Annotated in this window: 14 protein-coding genes; 8 read left to right on the top strand and 6 right to left on the bottom strand. The window is 69.2% G+C overall.

Annotation, left to right across the window (positions count from 1 at the left end):
* Positions 1–2,307: a thioredoxin domain-containing protein gene (locus LZ199_RS12410; RefSeq protein WP_253993882.1), complete on the bottom strand. Its 2,307-nt coding sequence runs from the start codon at positions 2,305–2,307 to the stop codon at positions 1–3.
* A 122-nt stretch (positions 2,308–2,429) separates the two neighbouring features.
* Here LZ199_RS12410 and LZ199_RS12415 point away from each other — a divergent pair, with 122 nt between their 5' ends.
* Complete coding sequence (locus LZ199_RS12415; RefSeq protein WP_253993883.1) at positions 2,430–3,347, top strand: phosphatase PAP2 family protein; 918 nt, start codon at positions 2,430–2,432, stop codon at positions 3,345–3,347.
* A gap of 80 nt (positions 3,348–3,427) precedes the next feature.
* Positions 3,428–4,588, top strand: coding sequence for a dienelactone hydrolase family protein (locus tag LZ199_RS12420; RefSeq protein WP_253993884.1), 1,161 nt, complete (start codon positions 3,428–3,430; stop codon positions 4,586–4,588).
* Between the two features lie 6 nt (positions 4,589–4,594).
* Here the strand turns inward: LZ199_RS12420 and LZ199_RS12425 are convergent, their stop codons facing one another.
* Complete coding sequence (locus LZ199_RS12425; protein ID WP_253993885.1) at positions 4,595–5,512, bottom strand: metallophosphoesterase family protein; 918 nt, start codon at positions 5,510–5,512, stop codon at positions 4,595–4,597.
* A gap of 470 nt (positions 5,513–5,982) precedes the next feature.
* On the opposite strand from LZ199_RS12425, the gene LZ199_RS12430 reads away from it, so the two are divergent.
* The 4 genes from LZ199_RS12430 to LZ199_RS12445 all read left to right on the top strand — a co-directional run bounded on the left by LZ199_RS12430 (position 5,983) and on the right by LZ199_RS12445 (position 11,683).
* Positions 5,983–7,227 carry a C39 family peptidase gene (locus LZ199_RS12430; RefSeq protein ID WP_253993886.1) on the top strand — a complete coding sequence of 415 codons (1,245 nt, stop codon included), beginning with the start codon at positions 5,983–5,985 and terminating at the stop codon, positions 7,225–7,227.
* A 99-nt stretch (positions 7,228–7,326) separates the two neighbouring features.
* Positions 7,327–8,106 carry a sigma-70 family RNA polymerase sigma factor gene (locus LZ199_RS12435; RefSeq protein WP_253993887.1) on the top strand — a complete coding sequence of 260 codons (780 nt, stop codon included), beginning with the start codon at positions 7,327–7,329 and terminating at the stop codon, positions 8,104–8,106.
* A 4-nt stretch (positions 8,107–8,110) separates the two neighbouring features.
* Positions 8,111–11,095, top strand: a complete 2,985-nt coding sequence (locus LZ199_RS12440) for a serine/threonine-protein kinase (protein WP_253993888.1) — start codon at positions 8,111–8,113, stop codon at positions 11,093–11,095.
* A 75-nt stretch (positions 11,096–11,170) separates the two neighbouring features.
* Positions 11,171–11,683 (top strand): hypothetical protein, encoded by a 513-nt coding sequence (locus tag LZ199_RS12445; protein WP_253993889.1) that lies wholly within the window; start codon positions 11,171–11,173, stop codon positions 11,681–11,683.
* A 612-nt stretch (positions 11,684–12,295) separates the two neighbouring features.
* On the opposite strand, the gene LZ199_RS12450 is transcribed toward LZ199_RS12445, so the two are convergent.
* Both LZ199_RS12450 and LZ199_RS12455 read right to left on the bottom strand, forming a co-directional pair.
* A complete protein-coding gene (locus LZ199_RS12450) occupies positions 12,296–15,241 on the bottom strand; it encodes a choice-of-anchor D domain-containing protein (RefSeq protein WP_253993890.1) in 2,946 nt (981 codons plus the stop codon).
* Positions 15,242–15,502: 261 nt separating this feature from the next.
* Positions 15,503–16,408, bottom strand: a complete 906-nt coding sequence (locus tag LZ199_RS12455; RefSeq protein WP_253993891.1) for a DMT family transporter — start codon at positions 16,406–16,408, stop codon at positions 15,503–15,505.
* Between the two features lie 178 nt (positions 16,409–16,586).
* Here LZ199_RS12455 and uvrA point away from each other — a divergent pair, with 178 nt between their 5' ends.
* Together uvrA and LZ199_RS12465 are read left to right on the top strand one after the other, a co-directional pair.
* The gene (uvrA, locus tag LZ199_RS12460) at positions 16,587–19,487 is read left to right on the top strand and encodes an excinuclease ABC subunit UvrA (protein WP_253993892.1); all 2,901 of its coding nucleotides are present in this window, start codon (positions 16,587–16,589) and stop codon (positions 19,485–19,487) included.
* 470 nt (positions 19,488–19,957) lie between these two features.
* Entirely contained in the window at positions 19,958–21,403 is a 1,446-nt protein-coding gene (locus LZ199_RS12465; protein ID WP_253993893.1) for a POT family MFS transporter, read from the top strand.
* 118 nt (positions 21,404–21,521) lie between these two features.
* Here LZ199_RS12465 and LZ199_RS12470 read toward each other — a convergent pair whose 3' ends face one another.
* Positions 21,522–22,913 carry a peptide MFS transporter gene (locus LZ199_RS12470; RefSeq protein ID WP_253993894.1) on the bottom strand — a complete coding sequence of 464 codons (1,392 nt, stop codon included), beginning with the start codon at positions 22,911–22,913 and terminating at the stop codon, positions 21,522–21,524.
* A 163-nt stretch (positions 22,914–23,076) separates the two neighbouring features.
* The gene (locus tag LZ199_RS12475; protein ID WP_253993895.1) at positions 23,077–25,941 is read right to left on the bottom strand and encodes an ATP-binding protein; all 2,865 of its coding nucleotides are present in this window, start codon (positions 25,939–25,941) and stop codon (positions 23,077–23,079) included.
* Positions 25,942–25,968: the final 27 nt, after the last annotated feature.

Raw genomic sequence — 25,968 nt, forward strand, 5'->3', positions numbered from 1 at the left:
TCAGCTCCCCCTCAGGTTGTCCTGCCAGGGAGACACATTGTCGCTGTCAGCCATCCAGTAGAACATCGCCTGCACCTCGCCATATTGCTGCTCGACGATGCCCACCAGGTTGGGGTGGACCTCGTCGATGTCGATTCCCTCGAACTTGAAGCTGGCGGCGCCCGATGCCTTCGCGCCCCGGCCACCCGTCACGCGGCGATCCCTCGCGCGCCACAGTCGCTGACTGGCCATGCCCGCCGCGTGGCCGAAGTCCTTCGGCGGCGACAACTTCCGAGGCATCGCGAGCTGCGTCTCACCACACGCCCACAGCAGCCACGTCAGCGCGGCCCAGTCCGCGCGAGCCGTGCGCACCAGGTCCGGCAGGCCCAGCGTCGTCACGGCGAGCGACTCGTCCACGGAGACCGAGTCCTCGCCAATCTCCACTTCATCCTCCGCCAGTTCCACCGGCCCGTCCGGCAGCAGCGCCGACACGTCCGGCGGCATCCAGGGCATGGACGCGCCCGGCTTGAAGCGCTTGAGGAGCTCCGCGCGGAGCATCTGCAGCCGCGTCGCGTACTTCTGGATGACGCGCTGGATGGCCTTGAGCTGCTGCGCGGGCTTCTCCGGCAGGCTGTCGTACGTCGAGTGCGGCGTCTCCTTCGCTGGCCAGAAATCGAACCGGGGAAAGAGGCAGCGCGCATAGGCCCGCAGGAAGTCCGCCGTGCGAGGCTCCACCTTCGCCAGCCCGTCGGCGTCCAGCAGCGCATGCTCGTCCAGCCCCAGGTTCAGCAGGATGAGGCCGCGCGTGAACAGGAACGCCGTCTGCGTCGGGTCGAACAGCAGCGCCGCGTTGATGAAGTCCAGCGCCGCCCGAGGCCGGTCCGTCTGGTCCAGCAGCACCGCGTAGCCCCGCAACAACATGGCCACGTCGCCACCGTGGACCAGCGTCTCCGACATGGCCGCCCACGAGCCCGACGCCTTCTCCAGCACCTGACCCGCCGTCGCCCGCGCGTTCTCCGGCGTGCGCGGCAGCGCCACTCGCTCCACCCACTCCTTCAGCGGCCCCACCTGCTGGTCGCTCGACGCCGCGCGGGCCAGCGCCAGGAGGGCCTCGCGGTACTTGCGCGCCGCGATGCACGTGCCCGCGTACTCGTGCCACGCCTCGGCCGACCGGGGCAGGTTGGAGAAGACCGGCGAGGCCTTCATCTCCTCTTCGCCCTGGGCCACTCCCAGGTCGCGCGTCAGCACCACCTGACGGTCCTTGTCGAACAACGTCCAGGTGCCGCAGGCGTCGTCGCCCTCGAACCGCCCCTCGTCGAACATCACCCGAGGGTCCAGGTACTCGTCCTTCGCCAGCGAGCGGTAGACGCCATGGCGATTGCCATCGACGAACTCGCCCTCCCAGAGCAGCTCACCGTCAGGCGTCCAGAACCGCGCCAGTCCGTGGCGCTCGCCCGCGGCGTTCAGGTGCACGTGGGACCACTGGTTCAGGTCCTCGCGCAGCTCCGCCTCCACCGGAACCCCGGCGGGACGGTCCGGGTACAGCTCCCCCGTCGACGGCACCACGCGGCGGTCCTCGCCGTCGAAGTGCTGCACTCCGACGACGCGGCCATGGTCATACGTCATGACCGTCTTGCGCACCTTCTCCGAGACGCCGTTCTCGTGCATGCGCTCGGTGGTGAACTTGTCCGAGGCGAACCACGTGCGAGGGCCGTGCAGCTCGCCCTTCACGAACTCGCCGTCCTGGGACACCTCGCCGCTCTCGTGGAAGCGCTTGAAGGGACCGTGCGGCTTGCCGTGTTCGAGCGTGCACTCGTTGCAGAGCGTGCCGTCCGCGCGCCAGTACCGATAGGGCCCGTGGTTGCGGCCCTTGGCGTCCTTGCCTCCGTGGACCCACTCGCTGTCGCCGTCATCCCATTCCGCGTCGGGATGGACGCCGGGAGGGACGATGCCCTGCTCGGTGAGCTTCTTGTTCTCCTCGGCCTGACGGGCCACGGCGGCGTCCAGCGTCTTCAGCGACTTGACCAGCATGTCCAGCCGCGCCGGCGACATCGCGCCGCTCGAGCGGTGGACCACGGCGCCGTCCTTGAACGCCATGAGCGTGGGAATCGACTGAATCTCGAACCGGCCCGACAGCTCCTGCTCCGCTTCGGTGTCGACCTTGCCGAACACGACGTCCGGGTGCTTCGCCGCGGTGGCCGTATAGGTGGGGGCGAAGGCGCGGCAGGGGCCGCACCACTCCGCCCAGAAGTCCACCAGGACCAGACCCGGCTTGCCAGTCGTCTGCTCGAAGGTCTCGGCCGTCAAATCGACGGGGTGCTCACTCACGATGGTGCCTCGGAATGCGAATGGAAGTCGGCTGCTTGTAGTCAAACCCATTGCCTTGCGCCAGCGACGGTTGCCCCTCCCACGCTCGCATCCGGTTCTTCGAAATCGAGACGAAGCCCCTTATGCTGCGAACCGTGCGCCCGTCCTTTTCCAGTCTCGCGCTGGCTGTCCTCCTCGCGCTCGCTCCCTCCACGCAAGCCCTGGCGCAGTCCGCCAAGGATGCCCCCCGTCTGAATGAGCTGCGGTTCGACTGGGCTCGAGATGGCGTCATCACCGGCTCGGCCGCCGTGCTCTGGATTTCGAGCGAGGCCTTCTTCAAGAGCGACCTGGCGCCGGCGACGTGCCGCTGGTGCGACCGGGCACCGGATGGGACGGACACCCTCAACCGCGTGGACCGCTGGGGCCGGGGCCTCGCGGGAGACACGGAGGCCTCGCGACACCGGGCGGGGACGTGGAGCAACATCCTGGGCTTCGGCGTCCTGCCTGTCGGAGTGATGGGCCTCCAGTTCGCGATGGGGCGCGCGTCGGACAGCCCGGACCGGTTCTTCGCCCAGGACGCGACCATCATCCTGGAGAGCGCCATGCTGGCGACGCTGGCGAACCAGACGGTGAAGTTCCTCGCCGGTCGCGAGCGCCCCTTCGTCCACGTGCTGCCGGAGGACCAGAAGGGCCTCACCGAACACCCGAGCGACAACAACCTGTCGTTCTATAGCGGACACACCAACCTCGCCTTTTCGCTGGTGGTGTCCGCCGGCACGGTGGCCGCGCTGCGCGGGTACGAGCATCAGGGGTGGATCTGGGCGGTGGGGATACCGCTGGCGACGTCCGTGGGCCTGCTGCGCATGGGCGCGGACAAGCACTACCTCACCGACGTGGCCACCGGGGCCGTGCTGGGCGCGGCCTTCGGGGTGGCGGTGCCCCTGCTGCTGCACGGGCGCACCGGCACCGTGGAGGCCGATGCCTCTCGCAAATCTTCGTCCGCCGCCCGGTTGATGCCCGTCGCCGGCGCGCGCATGGCTGGCATCTCGGGCATCTTCTGAGTCCCGTTGCCCCAGAGGGACGGCCCCGCGCCCAAGCTACTCGCCTCGCGTGGCTCGGAGGCCTGGCCGCGCTGCTGCTCGTGACGGGCTGTCAGTCCGCGCGACAGTTCGCGCCCACCTACCTGTTGGTCCCTCCGGAGCCGGTGGCGGTGACGCCGCCCCTCTGGGGCACGCTCGAAATGGGGCCGTGGAACGTGGGCCTGCGCCTGCGGCCCATCCCTCCGGACACGGCGGACGCGTCGCCGCTCCAGCTCACCCTCTGGTATCCCGCGCGCGGCGGAGACCCGGCGCTCCGCGTGCACTACAGAGACTACGTGGGACTCAGCAGCACCGAGGAGCATCCCGAGGCCACGGGCGACGCGCGCCTCGCGAACGACGCGGTGACGCAGTACGAGCAAGGCCTCATCGACCACGGCGTTCCCGAGGAGAGCACCAGCGCCTGGCTCGACTCGCTCATGGCCGCCGTGCCGGATGCGCCGCCCGCGCCAGGCCGCTTCCCGCTCGTGTTGATGGTCCAGGGGAGAGACCAGTCCGCCCATCATCAGGCCGTGCTGGCCGAGTACCTGGCGAGCCACGGCTACGTCGTGGCGACCACACCGTCGACGACACGTCGCGCGCCACCGGGGCCGGACCTGGACGTGCTCGCCACCGCGCGGGCCCAGGCGCACGCGCTGGAGCGGGTGCTGCGCTTCCTCCAGTCGGACAGCCGCATCGATGCGTCACGCGTGGCGGTGGTGGGACACAGCCTGGGTGCTCGCGCCGCGTTCCTCTTCGTGCTCGCGCATCCCGAGTCCGCCGCCCTGGTGAGCCTGGACGGAGGGCTCGCGAATCACACGGGCAAGGACTGGCTGACGGGCCTGCCGGAGTTCCATGCGGACAACTACCGCGTCCCGCTGCTCCACGTGTACCAGGAGGGGGATGCCGCGATGGTGCCCGACTTCGGGTTGCTGGAGTCACTGCGTGGCGCGGAGCGGTGGCGGCTTCGAATCACGGGGATGCGCCACCTGGACTTCACCAGCGTGGGCGCGGCCTCGGTGCTGACCCCGGGCCTCGCACCCGCGGGGGCCGCCGAGGACATCGCCCGGGGCTGGGCCACGATGGCGAGTGCCACCCGTGGGTTCCTCGATGCGAACGTGCGACGCAGGCCCATCATCCCCGGCGCCCCGCCGCCTCCGCCGAGCCCGCTCGCGGCGCCGGATGCGCAGTGGTCGCTCACGCACTGGGACGTGGGACAGCCCTGAGCGGCGCTACATCACTCCAACGGGAGCGTCATCGCCGTTGGACTCGCTCTCCACGGGAATGGGCGGCAGCGCCGACATGTCCCAGCGCTGGCCTGCTTCCCATGACACCTGGCCGGAGGTGCCCCACCCGACGCGCTGGACGGTGGTGCCCTCGTACTCCAGCCAGAAGACCGACTCTTCCGGGCGGGTGGCCTGGTCCAGACAGGCGATGCGCGTCGCCGGCCGCCCGACGCCCTCCAGCGTCACCGCGAAGGACTTGTGCGAGTGGCCACACAGCAGCCACTTCGGCTGCACCGTGTCCACCAGGCGCCGCGTCACGGCGTTCCCAATCCAGTACGAAGGCAGGGGCCTGGGGGGCGTGGGGTTCTCCTCCCGGGCGCGCTGGACGATGCCTCGGGGCCACTCGTGGACGAGCATCAGGTCCACGTCCCGCATCGCCATCACCCGCTCCACCTCCGCCGCGCGGAAGTACCCCGCCTGCTTCATGAGGTCCTGGGTGATGGGGCGCTTCAGGGGCTGGTCGATGAAGCGCGGCGCGTGGATGCCGGAGAGGTAAGCCACGCGGAGCCCACATAACTCCCGCAGGCCGGCGCGCCCCAGATAGGAGACGCCCGGCGCCAGCTCGCCTCCGTCCAGGAAGTCGTGCAGCGCCTCGAAGTCCTCGTTGTTGCCGCCGATGAAGTACAGCGGTCGCTTCACGAGACGCAGGCCGTCCGCGTACTCGGCGAACTCCGCGGGCATGGTCCGCTTGGCGGCCTTGCGGCGATGGTCATCCGCGCGGCGGAACGCCTCCACGTCTCCCACCGCCAGCACCATTCCCACGCGCCGCCCACGCGACTCCTCCAGCGCGTCCAACCACGTCTCCACGCGGTGGAAGCGACCGTGGACATCACCCAGGGCAGCAACCAAGAGGGTCTCCGGCATCGCGCCCGAAAGGGTGCACCCGCTCACCCACCCTGTCGAGTCATCCGTGCCCCAGGGGACCGACCGCTGACAGAAAACCCACACTTCAGGGCGCGTGCCCCCCGTGAGCCCTACCTCCGGCCCGGGGCTCAATCACAGACAGATACAATGTTTCACGCACCCTTTCACCCGGTAGACGTGGCCCGGAGAATTAGTGGCTCAATTTTCCTCCAAGAAGCCACAACCCACTGGATTCACTGATTTTCTCCATTCCTCCGGGGGATTGGGGGCGTCGTGAGAAACCTCACGGACACACGAAACAATTATTCGCACTCTATCGACAAACATTCCAAACACTCTCAGCGGAGCACGAAATGACCATCCGTTCCCTCCTTCACCCTGTTGCCGCGCGTCCCGTGCGGAAGCCGTCCCACGACACGTCGACTGCGTCCGGAAGGGCGCCCGCCGGACACCCCGCGCCGAGGCATCGCATGGATTCCTTCGATGCCCGGGGGCCGGCGCCGCGCAAGACGGAGGACCTGAAGCACCTCGCGCGCACCGTGGGCCCGGAGCTCCGCGAGGCCGCCGAGCGGGCACGACGCGACGAGAAGCTCGAAGATATGGGCGCGGCGGTGCGAGCCAGGCTGCTCCTGGGCGCGGCGGGAAGCGGGAAGCTCGACGACCTCAAGAGCTCGCTCCAGCAGCACGCGCTTCGCGAGGCGCTCAGCGATGCGGGAGGCGAGAAGCTCAAGGCCCTTGAGACCGCGCTCCAGCGGCACGCACTTCGCGAGTCACTCGGCGATGCGGCGGCGGGAGGGAAGCTTGAAGAGCTCAAGACCGCGCTCCAGCAGCGCGAGTTGCAAGCGGTGGGCACTCGCGTGGCCGAGGCGCTGCGAAACAACCTGGAGTCCTCCGCTCCCGAGGCGCAGACCACCGACTGGCAGGTACAGCCCGGCGACACCGTGGGCGACATCTCGTGGAGCCTGATGCAGCAAGGCGTGCCGGGCCCGGTCGAGGACATCGCCCGGCAGATCGTCGAGCTCAATGGCCTGGAGAATCCGGACCTCATCCACGCTGGCAGCACGCTCCAGGTCCCCGCGCCTCCGACGAGCCCCGAGGGTGTCCCCGCTCCCGGCGTCCCCCCACAGGACTCCGCTCCGACTCCCGGCTCCACTCCCCAGTCCCCCGCCACGCCGGGCGAGCGCTACCCCGTGCCGTACATCAATCAAATCAACTCCGAGGGCGCCGAGGACGACTGGAACCGCTTCTCCAACTGCGGCCCCACCACGATGGCGATGATTCTCAAGGGCTTCGGGCTCGGCGCCGGCATGTCCGACGGCGCCTTCATCAACCAGCTCGCCAACTCCATCGGCATGGGCGCGGAAGGCACCGGCTACGTCGGCATCGAACAGATGGCGGCGAACCAGGGCCTCACCTCCGAGACTCGCGCCGGCTCCGATACGGCGTGGATTCAGCAGCAGCTCGAAGCCGGCAACCTCGTCGCCGTCAACGGCGAGAGCAGCGTCATGCTCGCCAACGAGCAGCCGCCCAACGCCTCCGGCAACTTCTCCGGCGGCCACTGGATTGCCGTGACGGGCATGACGCCCGAGGGCAACTTCATCGTCCACGACCCGTCCAGCACCTGCCGCGTGCTGACTCCGGACCAGCTCTCACGCTTCCTCGCCGAGCACCACGCCGGCGGCTTCGCCACGGCCATCCGCCCGCCCCAGGGATGACTCGACGCGGTACGTCGTCCACCCGGTCCACCACCGCTCAGTCCCTGGCTCTCGCGCCTCGGACTGGAACAGGAGCCAGCGTTGTACACTCCCAGGGACATGGACCTCCCCCGCCCCGACGAGGACGCGTACCTCAGGGCCAGCTCCGCCTGGCCCGGCGTGGAGCTGAATCGGGACGTCTTCCGCTCCCATCTGAACGCACGCGGCGGGACGACACCGGGCCGCCACGTGGAGGACCTGTATCTGGCGTGTGCCTGCGCTCGCGGGCTCCCGGCGGCGCTCGCCCACTTCGAGCGTCGCCTCCTCCCCACCGCGCGTCAGGCCCTGACCCGGCGGCACATGGCCCCCGACGTCGTGGACGAAGCGATGCAGCGACTGCGTGAAAGGCTGCTGCTTCCCCGCGAGGGTGCCCCGCCCCGTCTGGCCGAATACGACGGGCGCGGCCCCTTGGAGACCTGGGTCCGCACCGTCGCCCTGCGGCTCGCGCTCACGGAGCTGCGTGAGCGCGCCGCCCGCCCCATCCCCCTGGAAGAAGCGCTGCTGCCCGTCCAGGACGCCTCCTTCGCCGCGCTCAAACACCGCCACCACGCGGACATCGAGGCAGCCATCGCCGTCGCCCTCGCGTCGATGGAGCTTCGCGAGCGCGCCTTCCTCCGACTGCACCTGGTGGAGAACGTGGGCGTGGAGGACATCGGCCGCGTGCACGGCGTGAGTCGCGCCACGATGACGCGGTGGCTCAAGGCCGCCAGGGACACGCTCGCCGAACGGACCCACGCGGAGCTGCGCCGGCGACTCAAGGTCGAAGACTCCGAGCTGGACAGTCTGGCCCGCACCCTCCTGAGCGGCCTGGACTTGAGCGTCAGGCACCTGCTGCGCTGAGACCATGGACTGCCCCGACGAGAACACCCTCCTGGCGTACTGCGAGCGTGCCCTGGGGCATTCCCAGGCGCAGGCGGTGGAAGCACACCTGGACCAATGCTCGGCGTGCCTCGCCCTGGTGGGTGAAGCGGCCCGAGGCCCCGCGCAGACCACGGTGGTGGACGTCCCCGAGGCGAAGCCCGGCACCGACAAGCCGACAGCCCCCGCGTCCGCGCCCGGACGAGGCACCCAGCTGGGCCGCTACGTGGTCCTGGACCGCGTGGGCGCCGGAGGCATGGGCGTGGTGCTGAGCGCCTATGACCCTCGACTGGACCGCAGGGTCGCCCTCAAACTGGTGCGCGCGCTGGACGGCGCGGGCGCCAGGGAGCTGGAGCAACGCCTGCTTCGCGAGGCCCAGGCCGTAGCCCGGCTCTCACACCCCCACGTCATCACCGTCTTCGACGTGGGCACCGTGGACGGCCGACTCTTCATGGCGATGGAGTTCGTCGAAGGCCCCACGCTGCGCCAGTGGCTCAAGGAGACCCCTCGCACGTGGCGACAGGTGCTGCACCTGTTCAAGCAGGCGGGCCAGGGCCTCGCCGCGGCGCACGCCGCGCAGCTCATCCACCGCGACTTCAAGCCCGACAACGTGCTCGTCGATGCCCAGGGCCGCGCCCGCGTGACGGACTTCGGACTCGCGCGCCTCCAGGACACCGCGCCCGCCCTGCCCACGCCTCCACGCGCGAACCTCCCCGACGACGACGCCGCGCCCCTGACTCGCACGGGCTCGCTGGTGGGAACACCGGCCTACATGCCGCCCGAGCAATGGAGCGGCGAGCCCATGGATGCCCGAGGGGACCAGTTCAGCTTCTGCGTCACCCTGTACGAGGCGCTCTTCCGCATCCGCCCCTTCGCCAAGGGCCACCCTCCCGACTTCCAGCACCTCCAGTCCCCCGCGCATGACACGGACGTCCCCGCGTGGGTGCGCCGCGTGGTGCTGCGCGGGCTGAGCGTCTCGCCCGCGGACCGGTATGCCTCCATGGATGCGCTCCTGGAGGACCTCGGGAAGGACCCGGCCCGGCGGCGCACCCGGCTGTGGGCCACCGTGGGCGCCGTCGCGGGACTGGCGGCCCTCGCCACCCTGCCACGGCTCTTCGCCGAGCCCGCGCCCTGCACCGGCGCCAGCGCCCGCCTCGCCTCGGTGTGGAGCGCTCCCCGCGAGGCACGGGTGCGCGCGGCGATGCTCGCCACGGGCGCATCCCTGGCGGGGTCCACCATGGACGCGGTGGCCCGACACCTCTCCGACTACGCGCGGGCCTGGGAGGCCGGCTACACCGAGACGTGCGAGGCCACCCACGTGCGCCACGAGCAACCAGAGAACGTGCTCGCGTTGCGCATGGCCTGCCTGGACTCCCGCCGCCAATCCCTTGACGTCCTCGCTGACGCCTTGGAGCGCGCGGACGCGGCCCTGGTGCAGAAGGCCGCCGAGGCCTCGCTGCGACTTCCCCCCGTCTCCGACTGCTCACGCGTGGAGTCCATCCTCTCCCTCGCACCCGAGCCCCAGGACCCCGCTGCTCGCGCGCGGCTGGAGCAGACCCGGCTGCGGCTGTCACGGGCCCAGGTGCTGCTGGAGACGGGGCGCTACGCGCAGGGACGGACGGAGGCCACGGCCGCGCTGGAGGAGGCCCGTGCGCTCGGCTACCGCCCGCTGGAGGCGGAGGTGCTCCATGTCGCTGGCTGGCTGGAGCACCGGCTCGCTCGGAACGAAGAGGCCGAGCGCTCCTGGACCGAGGCCGTACGGGCCGGGCTCGCCGGGCGCCATGACCGGCTGGCCCTGCGAGCGGCGACGGACCTGGTCTTCGTCATCGGCTACGAGCTGGAGGACATGAAGCGCGGGCTGGAGCAGGCCGCCCAGGCGCGGGCGCTGATGGAGCGCGTGGGCTCGGATGACGAGAGCGCGGGCCGGCTGGAGAACAACCTGGGCCTGGTGTACTTCGGCGAAGGCCAGCTCCCCCAATCCCTGGAGCACTACCAGCGCGCCCTCGTCCTGCGCGAGCGCGTCCTCGGCCCCGAGCACCTGGACACCGCCAAGGTCCTCACCAACCTCGCCCTCGTGCGCACGCGACAGGGAAGCCCCGCCGACGCCGTCTCGCTCTACGACCGGGCCCTCGCCATCCAGCGACGCCAGCTGGGCGCGGGACATCCCCTGGTCGCCAACACCCTCATCCTCCTGGGAGATGCCCGCCGACTGCTGGAGGGCCCCGAGGCCGCGGTCTCCTTCTACGAGCAGGCCCTCGCTCTTCGCGAAGGCACGCTCGGCGACACGCACCTGGACACCATCCGGCTCCACAATGACCTGGGGCGCCTGCATGAGCAGTTGGAGCGTTTTGATTCGGCCCGGGTGCACCACGAGAAGGCCCTGGCGCTGACGGCACGCGCCTTCGGTGAGGAGCATGCGGAGTACGCCAGGTCCCTCCAGGCCCTGGCCTCGCTCGAGGACCGACAGGGCCACTTCGTCGCGGCGCTGAAGGGGTATGAGCGGACGCTGGCCCTCCAGACGCGGCTGCTCGGGGAGAAGGACGCCTCCACATTGCGCACGCGGGAGGAGCGAGCGGCGGTGCTGCGCAAGGCGGGCAGAGCGCGTGAAGCCCTGGTGGAGGTGCAAGCGGTGCTCGCTCGCAAGGAGGCGGATGGCGGCCCGCGTCAGCCCCGGCTCGTCACCTCGCTCGTCGAGCTGGCGCGCACCTGGCTGGAGTTGAAGCAGCCCGAAAACGCCCGCGTCGCCGCCCAGCGCGCGCTCGACATCATCCAGCCGCTGGGGTGGAGCCCCACTCGAAGGGCGGAGCTCCAGTTCACCCTGGCCCAGGCCCTCTGGGCCACGAAATCCTCACGGCCCCAGGCGCTCGCGCTCGCCGACGAGGCCCTCGCGGCCTTCACCTCCGCGGGCAAAGCCAAACAAGCCCAGGCCCGCGAGGTGGCCCTCTGGAAACAAGCCCGCTCCAGTCCTTGAGCGCGCATCGGCAACTCTCCGCTTGGTTTCCTGGAGAATGAAGCAAGCCTGAATTCCGAAGTCAGGAGCTCCCCCATGTTGCCTCCCTTGCGTCATGCGGCGGTCGCGCTGCGGCGTCTCGCCGTCGCGGTGAAGCCGCCTCCGAAGCCCTCCCAGCCAGCCGTGGACCGGCGGCAGCACGGAGCGGCCCCGCTTCGACAGACACTGACGGGCCGCTCGACGGTCGACTCTTTCGCGCGCGTCGCACGGGGCGGAGACCCCAGCACGGATGGCGACAGCCCCACCAGCTCGCGCCCCCAGGGCGGTCCCGTGATTCCGCCCTATATCCGGATGTTCCTCGAGAGGGTCTTCCCCAATCTCTTCCCGCCCCAGGAGACGGCGCGCTCCGACCCGAGCGCCGACCCCGACAGCCCCAGCAGCAGCCGGGGCATGGCGGACGGTGGGACGGGCGACCAGCAGATGGCCTTCCGCGCGGGTCCGAAGAAGCATGCGTGCCGCAAGACCCCCGACGGCGGCGCGGACGGCTCGAGCCCCGAGAGCGCGAGGGGCTCAGGGCACCGAGACAATCCGGACGAGCTCCTTCGCTGAAGCCCTGTCGGCTCCGGCAACGAGGACCCTGAGCAAGCCCCTGCCCTTGGAGCAGCCAAGGGCTTCCTGGTCGGGTCAGCTCCGCCGGACGGAGCAAGTCACGTCCGAGGCGACAGGACTCGAATCAAGCATGGCAGCCACGTCTACGGCGCCAGGAAAGGCCAGGACGACCATGGGATGTTCATGCGCTGATTCCGACTCCCCGCACAGAGACGAGAGGCAGGTCGCCGACCTGCTCGCGTCAGTCGGCTTGAAGGAAGTCATCGAGCAGGGCCAGGAGGTCATCGCCGAGGCGGGGCGAGCCTTGGAGCACCTGAATCGGTCAGACCGGGCCCAGGTGCTGGGCTTTGGAGTCGAGGTGGCCCGGATGCACCATGACGCCGCGGTCCGGTCCAACCACCGCGCTTCGTCTTCTCCATGCTGTGCTGCAACGCCATCCCCTTCTGCTGGTGTTGCATCGCGCCGGTCATCTTCGCCGCCAGCCTCCTGCACACGTTCCTCTGCGTCGACCAGTTCGAGCGACGGTGCAACGCGTAGCGAAGCCCCTGACGCGAAACGCCGCGCCCCACCCGGAGGTGAAGCGCGGCGCCGTCACTGCCTCGCGAGCAAGTCCTAGTTGCAGCCCAGCGGGTACGTCACCTCCACCAGCGAGCCCGGCGCGGGCGCCGCGTCACGGTCGAAGATGACGGTGTTGGTGCGAGCATCGTAGTGCCAGCCGGACGTCACCTGCACGCCGTCCACCTCGACGACGATGCGCGTGGAGTCGGCGGGCATCTCCGACAGCGGGAAGTTGCGGTTGGGACCGAAGGCGCTGTTGGAGAGCTTCTCCAGCGACGCGGCCCAGTTCGGCGTGCAGATGCTCTCCACCACGCCGCCCGTCGCGCTCGCCAGCTGGATATAGCGGCTGCCGGAGCTGCTCGACGTCGGGCAGGTGGCCAGGTCCATGGGGCCGACAATCGCGTTGATGCTGAGCTTGGACTTGTCGTTGCCCTTCAGCGCCAGGAAATACGTCTCGTAGAAGGACACCGGCTGCGAGCTGAAGTCCTCCTCGTCCGAGAGGAAGATGATGGCCAGCTTCGCCTCCTCGCGCAGGAAGCCACCGTTGCCGTCGTTGGGCAGCGGGGTGCGGCCGTCGTCCTGGTTGTAGAGCAGCGGGTCCGACAGGGCGCGGTGCGCCGCGTCCAGGCCCTGCTCGTTCCAGTGACACACGCCCACCTGCGTGTTGGCGGCGAAGACTCCCGCCGCGTCCGGCGTGTCCGGGGTGATGATGCGGGCCCGCGAGCCATCCACCGGGAACAGGCGCCCGTTCTCTCCGCCCTGCGCGCCACCCGGGCACTCGGACCAGCCCCCCGGAGACGAGTCCAGGCCCGTCGTGGTGACGCCGATGCGGTAGTCCACCGCCGCCGCGCTCGCCGCGCTCAGGAAGGCCGCGAAGTTCTGCCCCAGGCTCTGCTGCTCCTCCATCATCGAGCCGGAGTTATCCACCACGAAGAGCACGTCGACCTTCGCCTTCGACTCCTGGAAGAAGCGGTCCGTCTGCTCCGCCTTCGTCACGCCCCGGCCCACCAGGCCCGCCGTGTACTCGCCGCCATCCTCCAGCCGGAAGCGCACGGCCGCCGCGTCATCCCCGTCGTCCACCGGCGTGTAGCGCGCCGTCAGCTTCACCCGGGCGCCCGCCGCGATCGTCGCAGGGAAGGGACTGGCCGACGACACCTCGAACTCGCTGCCCGTCTGCTCCAGCTCCATGCCCGCGACCTTCACGGGACCGATGCACTCGTTGATGGCCAGGAACTCCCGCGTGCGCGGACCACACGACAGCTTGGTGATGCCGAAGTCCACCGTGGTGGGCTGCACCGCGAAGCAGCCCTTCACACCCTCACCCACCAGCGTCACCAGCGGGTGGCCGAGCGACGGGTGGTTCACCCACGCCTCCGCGAGCCCCTCGAAAGCGCCCTCCGCCTCCGGCTTGAAGCGCACGACGAGCGTGGCCTTCTGGTTGGGCAGCAGCACCCCGTTGGGCACCGCCGTGGCCACGAAGGACGGGTCCGAGCCCGCCACCAGTTGCATGGACGCCAGGTAGCACGCCTCCGTGCCGGTGTTGCGCAGCGACACGCCGAGCGACACCTCCGCGCCCACCGGCACCTTGCCGAAGCGAAGCTGCGACGGCAGCGCGTACTGGCACGGCTGGAAGGCGCGCCCCTCGCCCTTGAGCGACACCGCCTCCGTGGACGTCGTGCTGCCCGCGCGCACCGTGACGGCGAGCTGGCCTTCACTGACGCCCACCGAGCCCACGCGAGGGCTGAACGTCACCCCCACGAAGGCCGACTGACCGGAGAGCACCGTCACGCTGGCCGGCGCCTGCGCCAGGGTGAAGTAGCCGCCCTGCGCCGTGTCCAGCCGCAGGTTGTTGACGAGCACGCTGTCACGGCAGCGGTTGACGACCTCCACCGAGCGCGTCGCCGTCATGCCTTCCGCCACCACGCCGAAGTCCACCTTGCGCGGCAGCACCGCCACGCACGACGTGCCACCCTCGCCCGTCAGCGACACCTTGGGGCCCGGCGCGGTGGAGCCCTGCTCCCGCACCCCCACCTCCACCCGGCCCTCACCCGCGCGCCCCAGGACGACGGGCGTGAAGGCCACGCGAATCTCCACGCTGGCGCTCGGCGCCAGCATGCCGCCGCTCAGCACCGGCTCGCTCACCACGCGGTAGACACCACCGGGGTTCGCCTGAAGCTCGACGCCCGACCAGCGCAGCGGCTCCGTGCCCTGGTTGCGCACGGTGATGGACTGCTCCGCGCTGGCCCCCAGCGCCACGCGCCCGAAGTCCAGCCGCAGCGGCGTCACCTCCAGCTTGGAGGCCACGCCCGTCCCCTTGAGCGGCACCACGGCCGGCTCACAACCCTCGCACACGACGACGCGCAGCTCCGCCGTCGCCGAGCCCAGCCGCCGGGGCGCGAAGGCCACCGACAGCACGCGCTGCTCACCCGGGGCCAGCATCTCCGGCTCGCCGCGCTCCGCGGTGAACTGGTCCGCGTCCGCGCCCTGGACGGACACCGCCAGCGGCGTGTCCACGTCCGACGTGTTGCGCACCGTCACCTGCCGCATCTCCACGAAGCCCATGGACACGTTGCCGAAGTCCAGCTCCGTGTCAGGCACCTCCAGGAAGGCCTTCACGCCCCGCCCGGACACCGGCACCTCGCCCCGCGAGTCCGCGTCGGTGATGAGCTCCAGCGAGCCCTGCACCGAGCCCTCCACGTCGGGCTTGAAGTGCACCTCGATTTCGCGCTCCGCGCCCGCGCCCAGGGTGAAGGGCTCGAACGGCGGCACCGACACATTGGGGATGCTGGAGAGGGCGCCTTCCACGCGGTACGCCGCGCGGCCACCGTTGGTCAGCTTCAGCTTGAAGCTCTTCGTCCGCCCCAGCGCCGCGGCGCCGAAGTCGATGGTCTCTGGACGCACCAGGAAGGCGCTCTTCGCGCGCTGCGACGACGGGCGCTCACAGCCCATCCCCAGGACCAACGCCGCCGCCACCCACGCCACCCAGAACACACGTCGCATACCAGCCTCCCCACGACTTCCCCGAGCCCGGACCCGCGCGATCTCGTACCGCGCGATTCCGGCGGAGGGGGCGCTTTGCAACCCGAGTGCCCGTTCATGGGGGGGTGGCGAAGTCCACCGGCCAACGTGGCAAGCCTTGGGCCTGCCTGGGAAACGGAGTTCCCCGCGGTGGGAACGACATTTCCTCGTGCGCGGGTGGGACTGAATTTCTTTCAGGAACGGCGGGTAGCAATCAGGAGAAACCGGTCCCCCGCCCGCGGCTCACGGCGCGGTGCGGGCCGGCGTCGAGCGCCAGCGCTCCAGCATTCCCGTACCCCAGAGCACACCCACCATGCACACCAGGGCACCCGTGACGGCCAGCGGCGAGACGGCCTCGCCCAACAGCACCGCGCCCAGCACCCAGGAGAAGACGGGCGTGAGCTGCGTGGCGACCCCGCCCGCTACCGCGGTGACGTAGCCGAAGGCATACGTGAAGGTCATCTGCGCCACCACGGAGGTCAAACCCACGCCCAGCAGTGGAAGCGCGACATCCCAGCCGAGCGGCCTCCAGTCGTGCAGCGCGAAGGGCAGGCTGAAGAGCAGACCGAAGAGACAGAAGGAGAGGAACACGGTGGCCGCGTCCGTCCCGTGGCGAAGCGCGCGCACCACGACGACGGCCGCGCCGCCCAGCACCGCCGAGCCCATGCCCGCCCACGCGCCCAGCCCCAGCGACAGCGACACCCCGCCCTCCATGGTGCTCCACATGACGAGCCCCGCGCCGACGGTGGTGAGCACGAGCCCCGCGAGCAGCGCCCCCGTCACCCGCTCCTTCAAGAAGACCCATCCAATGATGGCCGCGTAGATGGGCCAGCACGCGTTGAGCAGCACCGCGGGGCCCACCGTCATCCGGTCGATGGCGACGAAGTACAGGTAGACGGCCGCGCCGCCAAAGACGCCTCGGAGCACCCACAGCGGCAGGCGACCGAAGCGCGGCCTGCGCCCCAGCACCGGGTAGTAGGCGGCGAGGAAGAGCAGGCCGATGAGGAAACGGCCGGACGCCACCTGCCCTGGCGACAGACGGCCGGAGAGCAGGCGGGTGCACAGCGCCATCACCGCGAACAGCACGCTCGAGAAGACGAGCAGCGGCGCGCCGCGATAACGCACGGGGAGGACCCAGCGGGGTGTCATGGAGAGCGCCCCCTCTATCGGATTCCCGGCCCGCCCTCCAGTGCGCCAGAGCCGGCCGTCCGGTGTCCTGCCCAGGTGGGAGTGTGGGAGCAACGCCGCGCGTTGAGGACCATCTACCCACCCTCCCGAGTTTTCCCACTACCGGAACACCTATTCAGTGGTAGATCGCCCGCCCATCATGTCCGAGCCCGACGTCATTTCCCTGAGAGGCGCCAAGGAGCACAACCTCAAGAACGTCTCCCTGGATATCCCAAAGAAGAAGCTGGTCGTCTTCACGGGAGTCTCGGGGTCCGGCAAGAGTTCGCTCGCCTTCGACACGCTCTACGCGGAAGGTCAGCGGCGCTATGTCGAGAGCCTCTCCGCCTATGCCCGCCAGTTCCTCGGGCAGATGGAGAAGCCCAAGTACGACACCATCCGGGGCCTGTCGCCCACCATCTCCATCGAGCAGAAGGCGGCCAGCAACAACCCGCGCTCGACGGTGGGCACCGTCACCGAGGTGCACGACTACCTGCGCGTCCTCTATGCCTCCATCGGCGTGCAGCACTGCCCCAACTGCGGGCGCAAGGTGGGCAAGCAGAGCGCCCAGCAGATTGTCGACGAAATCCTGAAGATGCCCGCGGGCAGCAAGGTGCAGGTGCTGGCGCCGCTCGTCACCAACCGCAAGGGCGAGCACAAGGATTTGCTCACCGAGGCGCAGAAGCGCGGCTTCTCCCGCGCCCGTATCGACGGGAAGCTCAAGAGCCTGGAGGAGCGGGTCGAGCTGGACAAGAAGTCCAAGCACGACATCGAGCTGGTCATCGACCGGCTGGTGCTCAAGGCGGACATCAAGACGCGGCTCACCGACTCCGTGGAGACGGCGCTGCGCGAGGGCAAGGGCACCCTCATCATCACCGACGAGACGGGCGCGTCCACGTCGGACCGGGTGATGAGCGAGCTCAACGCGTGCCCCGCCTGCGGCATCTCCTTCGGCGATTTGACGCCCGCGTCGTTCTCCTTCAACAACCCGCTGGGCATGTGCACGGACTGCAACGGCCTGGGCACGCGGCCGGAGATGGACCCGGACCTCATCGTCCCGGACCCGTCTCGCAGCGTCCGCGACGGCGCCATTGAACCCTGGGCCAGCGGCATGAATCGCGGCGAGGGCTGGACGGCGGACTTCGTGGAGAGCCTGGCCAAGGCGTTCAAGATTGATTTGGACGTGCCCTTCGCGAAGCTGTCCAAGCGCGAGCGCGACACGCTGATGTACGGCGGCAAGGGCAAGAGCTTCACCGTCGAGTGGGGCGAGGGCGGCCAGTACAAGATGGAGTGGGAGGGCCTGGTCGAGCGCTTGATGCGCAACTTCAAGACGACGACGTCCGAGGCCCGGCGCACCGAGCTGCAGAAGTACTTCAGCAACAAGCCCTGCCCCACCTGCGCGGGCGAGCGCCTGCGGCCGGAGAGCCGCGCGGTGAAGGTGCACGGGCACTCGATTGTCGCGCTGAGCCGGCTGACCATCTCCGACGCGCTCGGGTTCCTGGGCGAGCTGGGGCTGACGGCGCAGGAGCGGAAGATCGCCACGGAGCTCCTGAAGGAGATTCGCAGCCGCCTGTCCTTCCTGGTCGACGTGGGCCTGGGCTACCTCATGCTGGACCGCACCGCGTCCACTCTGTCGGGCGGGGAGAGCCAGCGCATCCGGCTGGCGTCGCAGATGGGCAGCGAGCTGACGGGCGTCATCTACATCCTGGATGAGCCCTCCATCGGCCTGCACCAGCGCGACAACGGCAAGCTGTTGACCACGCTCAAGCGCCTGCGCGATTTGGGCAACTCCGTCATCGTCGTGGAGCATGACGAGGAGACGATGGAGGAGGCGGACTGGCTGGTGGACTTCGGCCCGGGCGCCGGTGAGCTGGGGGGCGAAGTGGTGTCCCAGGGCACGCCCAAGCAGGTGATGGCGGACGAGAACAGCACCACGGGCGGCTACCTGTCCGGACGGCTGGAGATTGAAATCCCCGAGCAGCGCCGCGCGCCCAATCCCAAGCACCAGCTGGTGATTCAGGGGGCGAAGGAGAACAACCTGCGCGACGTGGACGCGGTGATTCCGCTGGGCGTCTTCACCGCCGTCACCGGCGTGTCGGGCGCGGGCAAGTCCACGCTCATCAACGAGATTCTCTACCCCGCGCTCGCCAAGCACCTGTACGACAGCCGCGAGTCCCCCGGGAAGCACAAGGCCGTGCTGGGCTTCGAGCACCTGGACAAGGTCATCGACATCGACCAGCGGCCCATCGGCCGCACCCCGCGCAGCAACCCCGCCACGTACACCAAGCTGTTCGACGCCATCCGCGAGGTGTTCGCGATGACGCCGGAGGCGCGCACGTTCGGCTACGGCCCGGGCCGCTTCAGCTTCAACGTCAAGGGCGGCCGCTGCGAGTCGTGCGAGGGCGACGGCGTCAAGCTGGTGGAGATGCACTTCCTGGCGGACGTGTACGTGCCTTGCGAGGTGTGCGCCGGCAAGCGCTTCAACGAGGCGACGCTGCGCGTGCGCTACAAGGGGAAGAACATCGCGGAGACGCTCGACATGAGCGTGCGCGAGGCCATGGAGCACTTCGCCGCGCACAAGGACATCATGCGCGTGCTCCAGACGCTGGGTGATGTGGGCCTGGGCTACATCCGCCTGGGACAGCCCTCCCCCACCCTGTCCGGCGGCGAGGCCCAGCGAATCAAGCTGGCCCGGGAGCTGGCGCGCGTGGCCACCGGCCGCACGCTCTACATCCTCGACGAGCCCACCACCGGCCTGCACTTCGAGGACATCCGCAAGCTGTTGTCCGTGCTCAACCGGCTGGTCGCCGCGGGCAACAGCGTGCTCGTCATCGAGCACAACCTGGATGTCATCAAGAGCGCGGACTGGCTCATCGACATGGGCCCCGAGGGCGGCGCGGGCGGCGGACAGGTGCTCGCCGTGGGCACGCCGGAGAGCGTCGCCAAAGTCCCGGGCAGCCACACCGGCCGCTACCTGGCGCACGTGCTGGGCAAGTCACGCCGCGCGCGCGTCGGAAAGCGCGTGGACGGCTCCACGCCCCTGAAACACGGCGCGCTGGGCTGACCACTCCAGCCGCTTCTTCCAAGACATGGAGCGGGGGGCAGGGGTGCCTTCATTCACCCCAACCCCCCGTCCACCTTGGAGGAAGCCTTCACAGGAGGGGTCTGAGACGCGAAATCAGTTTCAACCGTGTGTCTCATTCTAGGCCCCTCTCAATTCCTGTCAAACCAGCGCAGACCGCTTAAGGTGTATCGATAAAGACGCACTGTCACCGGAACGCGGCGTTGGACAGCCAGGAGATTTCCGGTGCGACTGCGTGGTGGCGAGCAAGCAGGGAGCCCGCACCGGCTGAAGGCAGGCGGACCGCGAGGCCGTCTGGGAGCCGCCCTGGTCGTGGAGGGGCGGGCAGCCGGCCTGGACGTGAGGTTGCGTCATGAGGGGCTTCGGTGGAGTCCGGGCCTCGCGTTGGGTAGGGTTGGGCCCCTTGTCATCTTGGAGCCCCCACCTTTCTCCACCAGGGAGCACCCCGTCTCATGGCTGAGAGTCCCGCCGCGCAGAACAACAAGTTCCCGCCGCAGATACCGTTCATCATCGGCAACGAGGCGTGTGAGCGCTTCAGCTTCTACGGGATGCGGAACATCCTCACGGTGTTCCTCATCGACTACCTGCTGAAGAACGCGGTGCCCGACTCCGGGCTGCGTGAGGCGCAGGGCAAGAGCCTGATGCACACCTTCATGGCGGGGGTGTACTTCTTCCCGCTCATCGGTGGCTATCTCGCGGACCGCTTCTTCGGGAAGTACCGCACCATCCTCTGGCTGAGCATCGTGTACTGCGTGGGCCACGCGTTCCTGGCCTTCTTCGAGAACAACGCCACGGGCTTCTTCGCGGGCCTGACGCTGATTGCGGTGGGCAGCGGCGGAATCAAGCCGTGTGTCGCGGCCATGGCCGGCGACCAGTTCAATGAGTCCAACAGCCACCTGGTGAAGAAGCTCTTCGCCATCTTCTACTGGACCATCAACTTCGGCTCGTTCTTCGCGTCGCTGTTCATCCCGCTGCTGCTCAAGAACTTCGGGCCGTCCGTCGCGTTCGGCATCCCCGGCGTGCTGATGTTCATCGCGACCATCATCTTCTGGCTGGGCCGGCGCCACTACGTCATCGTCCCGCCGACGGGGGCCAACCCGCACTCGTTCTTCAAGGTGGTGGGCAGCGCGCTGAAGAACCGGGGCCAGGGCGGCCACTGGCTGGACGGCGCCAAGACGGCGCACCCGGCGGAGTCGGTGGAGGGCGTCAAGGCGGTGTTCCGGGTGAGCGGGCTGATGCTGCCCTTCGTGCCCTTCTTCTGGATGCTGTTCGACCAGAAGGCGTCCACGTGGGTGGTGCAGGCGCGCTCCATGGACCTGAACGTCCTGGGGTTCGCCTTCCAGCCCAGCCAGATGCAGTTCATCAACCCGCTGCTGGTGATGCTGCTCATCCCCCTGCTGACGGCTGTGGTCTACCCGCTGTTCCAGCGCTCCGGCTGGGAGCTGACGCCGCTCAGGCGCATGCCGCTGGGGCTCGTGTTCGGCGCGGTGTCGTTCATCATCGCCGGCTTCTTCCAGGTGGCGATGGAGGGCGGCACGGTGCTGAACATCTCCTGGCAGATCCTCCCGTACATCGTGCTGACGCTGGGCGAAATCCTGATGTCCACCACGGGCCTGGAGTTCGCGTACACGCAGGCGCCCCGGGAGATGAAGGGCACCATCCAGAGCGTGTGGCTGGTGACGAACACGCTGGCCAACGTGGCGGTGGCCATCTCCGCGGCGCTCAACATCTTCTCCGGCTCCGGCCAGTTCTTCTTCTACGCGGGCATGGCGCTCATCGCCGCCGTGGGGATGATGCTGGTCGCCCGCCGCTACGTGGTGCGCGACTACTTCCAGACGTCCGCGCCCCTCCCCACCGAGGAGCGCAACGCCGCGGGAATCACCGCCCGGTCGGCCTGAGAAAAGAGCAACGCCGGAGCCCTCGAATCCTGGAGGAGCTCCGGCGTCAGGTGCTTCAATCCGAAGAGGCGCGCTTCCCATCGAAAGAGCCCGGGAGCGCGCCTCTGTTCGTTTCGACTCAGGCCGCGGCCACGGAAGAGCCACCCTGCGTCGACTCGCCCTGGGACGCGGGCGGCTTCTCTTCATCCGTGCCGTGCATCATCCGTTTCAGGATGGGTGCCACGCCCAGCAGGATGAGGCCCGAAACGCCCGTGCCCAGGCTGATGTAGAGGAACACGTCGAACTCACCCAACTTCTCCGAGTACGCGCCGATGACGCCGGAGAGCTTGTTCGCCGCCGCGTTCGCCAGGAACCACACGCCCATCATCGCGGAGACGATGCGCGCCGGCGCCACCTTGGACACCATCGACAGGCCCACCGGCGACAGGCACAGCTCCCCCATGGTGTGGAACAGGTAGGCCAGGATGACCCAGTGCGCCGCCGCCTTGCCCATCGTCTCGCTCTGGCTCGACGCGCCCAGCATGAAGACGAAGCCCGTGGACAGGAAGACGAGCCCCAGGCCCATCTTCACCGGGATGCTCGGCGCCTTGCCCCGCATCGACAGCCAGCTCCACAGCCCCGCGAACACCGGCGCCAGCGCGACGATGAAGAACGAGTTGAAGTTCTGGAACCACGTGGTGGGAACCTCCCAGCCGAACATCGTCCGGTCGACCTTCTCGTTCGTGTAGAGGTTCATCAGGCCACCGGCCTGCTCGAAGCCCGTCCAGAACGCCACCACGAACGCCGCGATGATGAAGATGACGACGATGCGGTCAACCTCGTCCTTGGAGAACCCCTTCTTCTCCGCGGTGCCCTGCGCCCGCTCTTCAACGGTGGGCTTCACCGGCGCAAGCCCCACGGGCCCCAGCAGCTTCTTCTGCATCAGCATGAAGACGACGAGACCCAGGAACATGCCCACGCCCGCAGACCCGAAGCCCCAGTGCCAGCCGTACTTCTCACCCAGGGTGCCGCAGATGAAGTTGCCCAGCATCGCGCCCAGGTTGATGCCCATGTAGAAGATGGTGAAGGCGCTGTCGCGACGACCATCCCCCGGCGCGTACAGCCCACCCACCATGGTGGAGATGTTCGGCTTGAAGAAGCCGTTGCCGATGATGAGGAAGCCCAGGCCCGCGTAGAACATCGTCACGTTGGGGAGCGCAAGGACCAGGTGGCCAATCATCATCAGCGTGCCGCCGAGCACCACCGCCTTTCGCTGGCCGATGAACTTGTCCGCGATGAAGCCGCCGAGGATGGGCGTCAGGTACACCAGGCCGGTGTACGTGCCGTAGAGGCTGAGCGCCTCGCCCGTGGTCCACCCGAAACCACCGTTGACCTTGCTCGTGAGGAAGAGGACGAGCAGGCCTCGCATGCCGTAATACGACATGCGCTCCCACATCTCGGTGAAGAACAGGAGATACAACCCTCGCGGGTGCCCCTGGCGGGCAGCGCCCGCGGCTACGGTTCCTTGCATGCCGTGGTTTCCTTCGCTTCTGTGGTCGGGTGTGACGGAAAGAGCACTTGACTGTAGCAGACAGCGCCAGAGCCGTGCGCAAGTGGACAGCAGAGGCGGCCGAGAATTCCCCAGTCCCCTGGGCCGCCCTGCTCGCGTCGGGGCGCGTCGAGGAGCCCGCAGCTCAGCCGAGCCGGCCCACGCGCGACTCCCCCTGCCCGTCCCCGCCATTGCCTGACGAGGAGCGGCCCGGGGGCCGAAGAGGCAGGTGCACCTCCACCTGGGTGCCCTTGCCCGGCGTGCTGTGGACCTGAATCCGGCCGCCGTGACGCAGGATGATGCGGCGGCTCAGGGCCAGCCCCAGCCCCGTGCCCTCGCCGGCGGCGCGGGTGGAGAAGAAGGGCTGGAAGAGCCGCTCCATGTCCTCGGAGCGGATGCCCACGCCGTTGTCGCTGATGGTGACGACGGCCTCGTCGCCCTGGCAGGCCGTGGCGACGCGGACGCGGCCGTGCTCGCCCACCGCGCGCAGGGCGTTGTCCAGCAGGTTGAGCCACACCTGGTTGAGCGAGCCCGGGTCTCCCTGCACGGGCAGGGTGCACTCGTAGGCCCGCTCCACGACGACGCCCGAGGGCACCTTCCACGTCAGCACGCCGAGCGTGGAGTCCAGCAGCGAGTCCAGCGACAGCATCATCGGCGTGTCGGAGGTGCGGGTGAAGGACAGGAGCGACTCGGCGAGGTGGCGGATGCGCTGGCCACACTCCTCCATCACCTCCACCATGGCGCGGCTCATCTCCGCGTCCGGCGAGTTGCTGTTGTCCGCGAGCACTTCCTTCAGCGGCGCCAGCGCGTTCATCAGCCCGTTGAGCGGGTTGCGCACCTCGTGCGCGAAGCCGGACGTCAACAGGCCGATGGCCGCCAGTCGCTCGTTCTCCGCGGAGCGCACCGCCGCCTCGCGCAGGCGCAGCTGCGTCTCGATTCGCGCCAGGAGCTCGCGCGGGCTGAAGGGCTTGCCCAGGTAGTCGTTGGCGCCCGTGCCCAGCGCCTCCACCTTCGCGGAGACCTCCTGCCGCGCGGTGAGCAGGATGACGGGGATGTCCACCGTCGCCGTCTGCTCGCGCAGGGCCACCAGCATCTGGAGGCCGGACAGCACCGGCATCATCACGTCGGAGACGATGAGGTCCGGGCGCTCGGCGATGGCGCGCTGCCGGCCCTCCTCGCCGTTGACGGCCTCCATCACCCGGTAGTGCTGCTTGAGCAGGCCGGCGATGAAGCCGCGAATCTCCACGTCGTCCTCCACCACGAGGATGCGGGGCGCATCCGGCCCCGGCCCCGCGTGGTCCCTGGCTGGAGCCACCATGGAGGCGCGGCCGTTGTCCGGCACGCCCGTGTCCAGCGAGGGGAACGAGCCGGAGATGCGGCGCTCCCGGCGCACCGGCATCTCCGCGCGGCGTCGCTCGCGCAAGTCCTCGCGGATGTGCGCGCGGCCCTTGGGCAGCCGCACCCGGAAGATGGAGCCCTTGCCCAATTCGCTCGTCACGGCGATGCCGCCCGAGTGCAGCTCCAGCGTCTCCTTCACCAGCGCCAGGCCGATGCCCGTGCCGCCGAAGCGGCGCGTGCCGCTGTTGTCCGCCTGCGCGAAGCGGTCGAAGATGACCTGCGTGTCCTGCTGGGAGATGCCCTGGCCCGTGTCCTCCACGTCCACCAGCACGTCCTTCTCGTCCTCGAGCACGCGCACCGTCACCCCGCCCGTCTGGGTGAACTTCAGCGCGTTGGACAGCAGGTTCTGGAAGACGATGTCGATGCGCTCGTGGTCCACCTCCACGGGCGTCACCTCGCGCCCCTCCAGGCGCAGGAACACCCCCTGCCTGTCCGCCATGGCGTGGAACGGCGGCAGCACGGTGCTCAAGAAGCCGTTGAGCTCCAGCGGCTGGTAGCGCAGGCGCGCCTTGCCCGACTCGAGCTGCGCCAGGTCCAGCAGGTTGTTGATGAGGCGCAGCAGGCGCTGGGCGCTGCGCTCCATGGTGGTCACATGCTGCAGGACCACCTCCGGGTTGATGTCCTCGGCGCCCCGGCGCTCCAGCGACTCCAGCGTCAGCAGGATGAGGGTGAGCGGCGTGCGCAGCTCGTGGCTGACGTTGTCGAAGAACTCGCTCTTGAGGCGGTCCAGCTCCTGCTGGCGCACCAGCGCGTCGCCGAGCTTGCCGTTGGCCTCCTTGAGGGCCTGGGTGCGCTCCGCGACGCGGTCCTCCAAGGCCACGTTGGCGCGGAAGATTTCGTCGTAGCGCTGCTGCAGCTCCACCAGCGAGCCCATGATGGCCTGGTTCTGCGAGCGCAGCGCCTCGTCCTTGCGCTTCAGCTCGCGCCGGCCGTCCAGCCAGCCGCCCATGGAGAAGCCCGCGGCGGCCAGGGAGGCCACGCCGAAGAGCGGGTGCGCCCAGCCCAGCGCGCCCACGACGAGCCCGCTCACCGTGCCCAGCAGGAGGCCCAGGTGATGGCCCCACTGCGACATCGGGTCCGCCCACGACAGGTGATAGCGGCAGGCGGGCGCGCCCAGCACCTGGCACTCCGACTCACGCACCTCCGCGGGCAGGAGGCCCCAGATGGTGGGGATGGAGGCGAACTGCCCCATGCGCAGCTCGCAGATGTTCCGGTTCGTCTCCGGCGTCTTGCTGGAGTACGTGAGCACCAGCTGCTTCTGCTCCAGGAACTCCACGTGGAAGCTGCCCACGCGGTTGTAGCTGGGCGCCAGCTCGATGGTCTTCAGGTAGCACATGCGCGGCGAGCCGAACGCCCGCAGCAGGTAGAACGCGAAGCCCATCGCCTCCGGCGTGGCCAGGAAGAGCCCCGCGTTGCGCATGAAGTGCGGGTCGCCGGACTCCTTCATCAGCAGCGTGGAGAACCGCTCCAGGAAGCGCAGCGAGATGTAGTTGGCGTGGGTGCGCAGGTACTCGAGCGACAGGGAAATCTCGTTCCGGGCCCAGAGCGCCTGCAGGCGCTCCGCGCCATAGGTGCGCTCGAAGTACAGCAGCAACGTGGACGTCGTGCGCACGCTGACTTCGGGGGCATTGTCGGGCGC

The sequence above is a fragment of the Myxococcus qinghaiensis genome, assembly GCF_024198215.1.
GTDB classification, from domain to species: domain Bacteria; phylum Myxococcota; class Myxococcia; order Myxococcales; family Myxococcaceae; genus Myxococcus; species Myxococcus qinghaiensis.

Bases quoted from the DNA above. Each gene is read 5' to 3' on its own strand.
- uvrA (WP_253993892.1), top strand. From the start codon at position 16,587: ATGTCCGAGCCCGACGTCATTTCCCTGAGAGGCGCCAAGGAGCACAAC.
- LZ199_RS12425 (WP_253993885.1), bottom strand. From the start codon at position 5,512: ATGCCGGAGACCCTCTTGGTTGCTGCCCTGGGTGATGTCCACGGTCGC.
- LZ199_RS12440 (WP_253993888.1), top strand. From the start codon at position 8,111: ATGGACTGCCCCGACGAGAACACCCTCCTGGCGTACTGCGAGCGTGCC.
- LZ199_RS12430 (WP_253993886.1), top strand. From the start codon at position 5,983: ATGGATTCCTTCGATGCCCGGGGGCCGGCGCCGCGCAAGACGGAGGAC.
- LZ199_RS12470 (WP_253993894.1), bottom strand. From the start codon at position 22,913: ATGCAAGGAACCGTAGCCGCGGGCGCTGCCCGCCAGGGGCACCCGCGA.
- LZ199_RS12445 (WP_253993889.1), top strand. From the start codon at position 11,171: ATGTTGCCTCCCTTGCGTCATGCGGCGGTCGCGCTGCGGCGTCTCGCC.
- LZ199_RS12450 (WP_253993890.1), bottom strand. From the start codon at position 15,241: ATGCGACGTGTGTTCTGGGTGGCGTGGGTGGCGGCGGCGTTGGTCCTG.
- LZ199_RS12415 (WP_253993883.1), top strand. From the start codon at position 2,430: ATGCTGCGAACCGTGCGCCCGTCCTTTTCCAGTCTCGCGCTGGCTGTC.
- LZ199_RS12465 (WP_253993893.1), top strand. From the start codon at position 19,958: ATGGCTGAGAGTCCCGCCGCGCAGAACAACAAGTTCCCGCCGCAGATA.
- LZ199_RS12455 (WP_253993891.1), bottom strand. From the start codon at position 16,408: ATGACACCCCGCTGGGTCCTCCCCGTGCGTTATCGCGGCGCGCCGCTG.
- LZ199_RS12435 (WP_253993887.1), top strand. From the start codon at position 7,327: ATGGACCTCCCCCGCCCCGACGAGGACGCGTACCTCAGGGCCAGCTCC.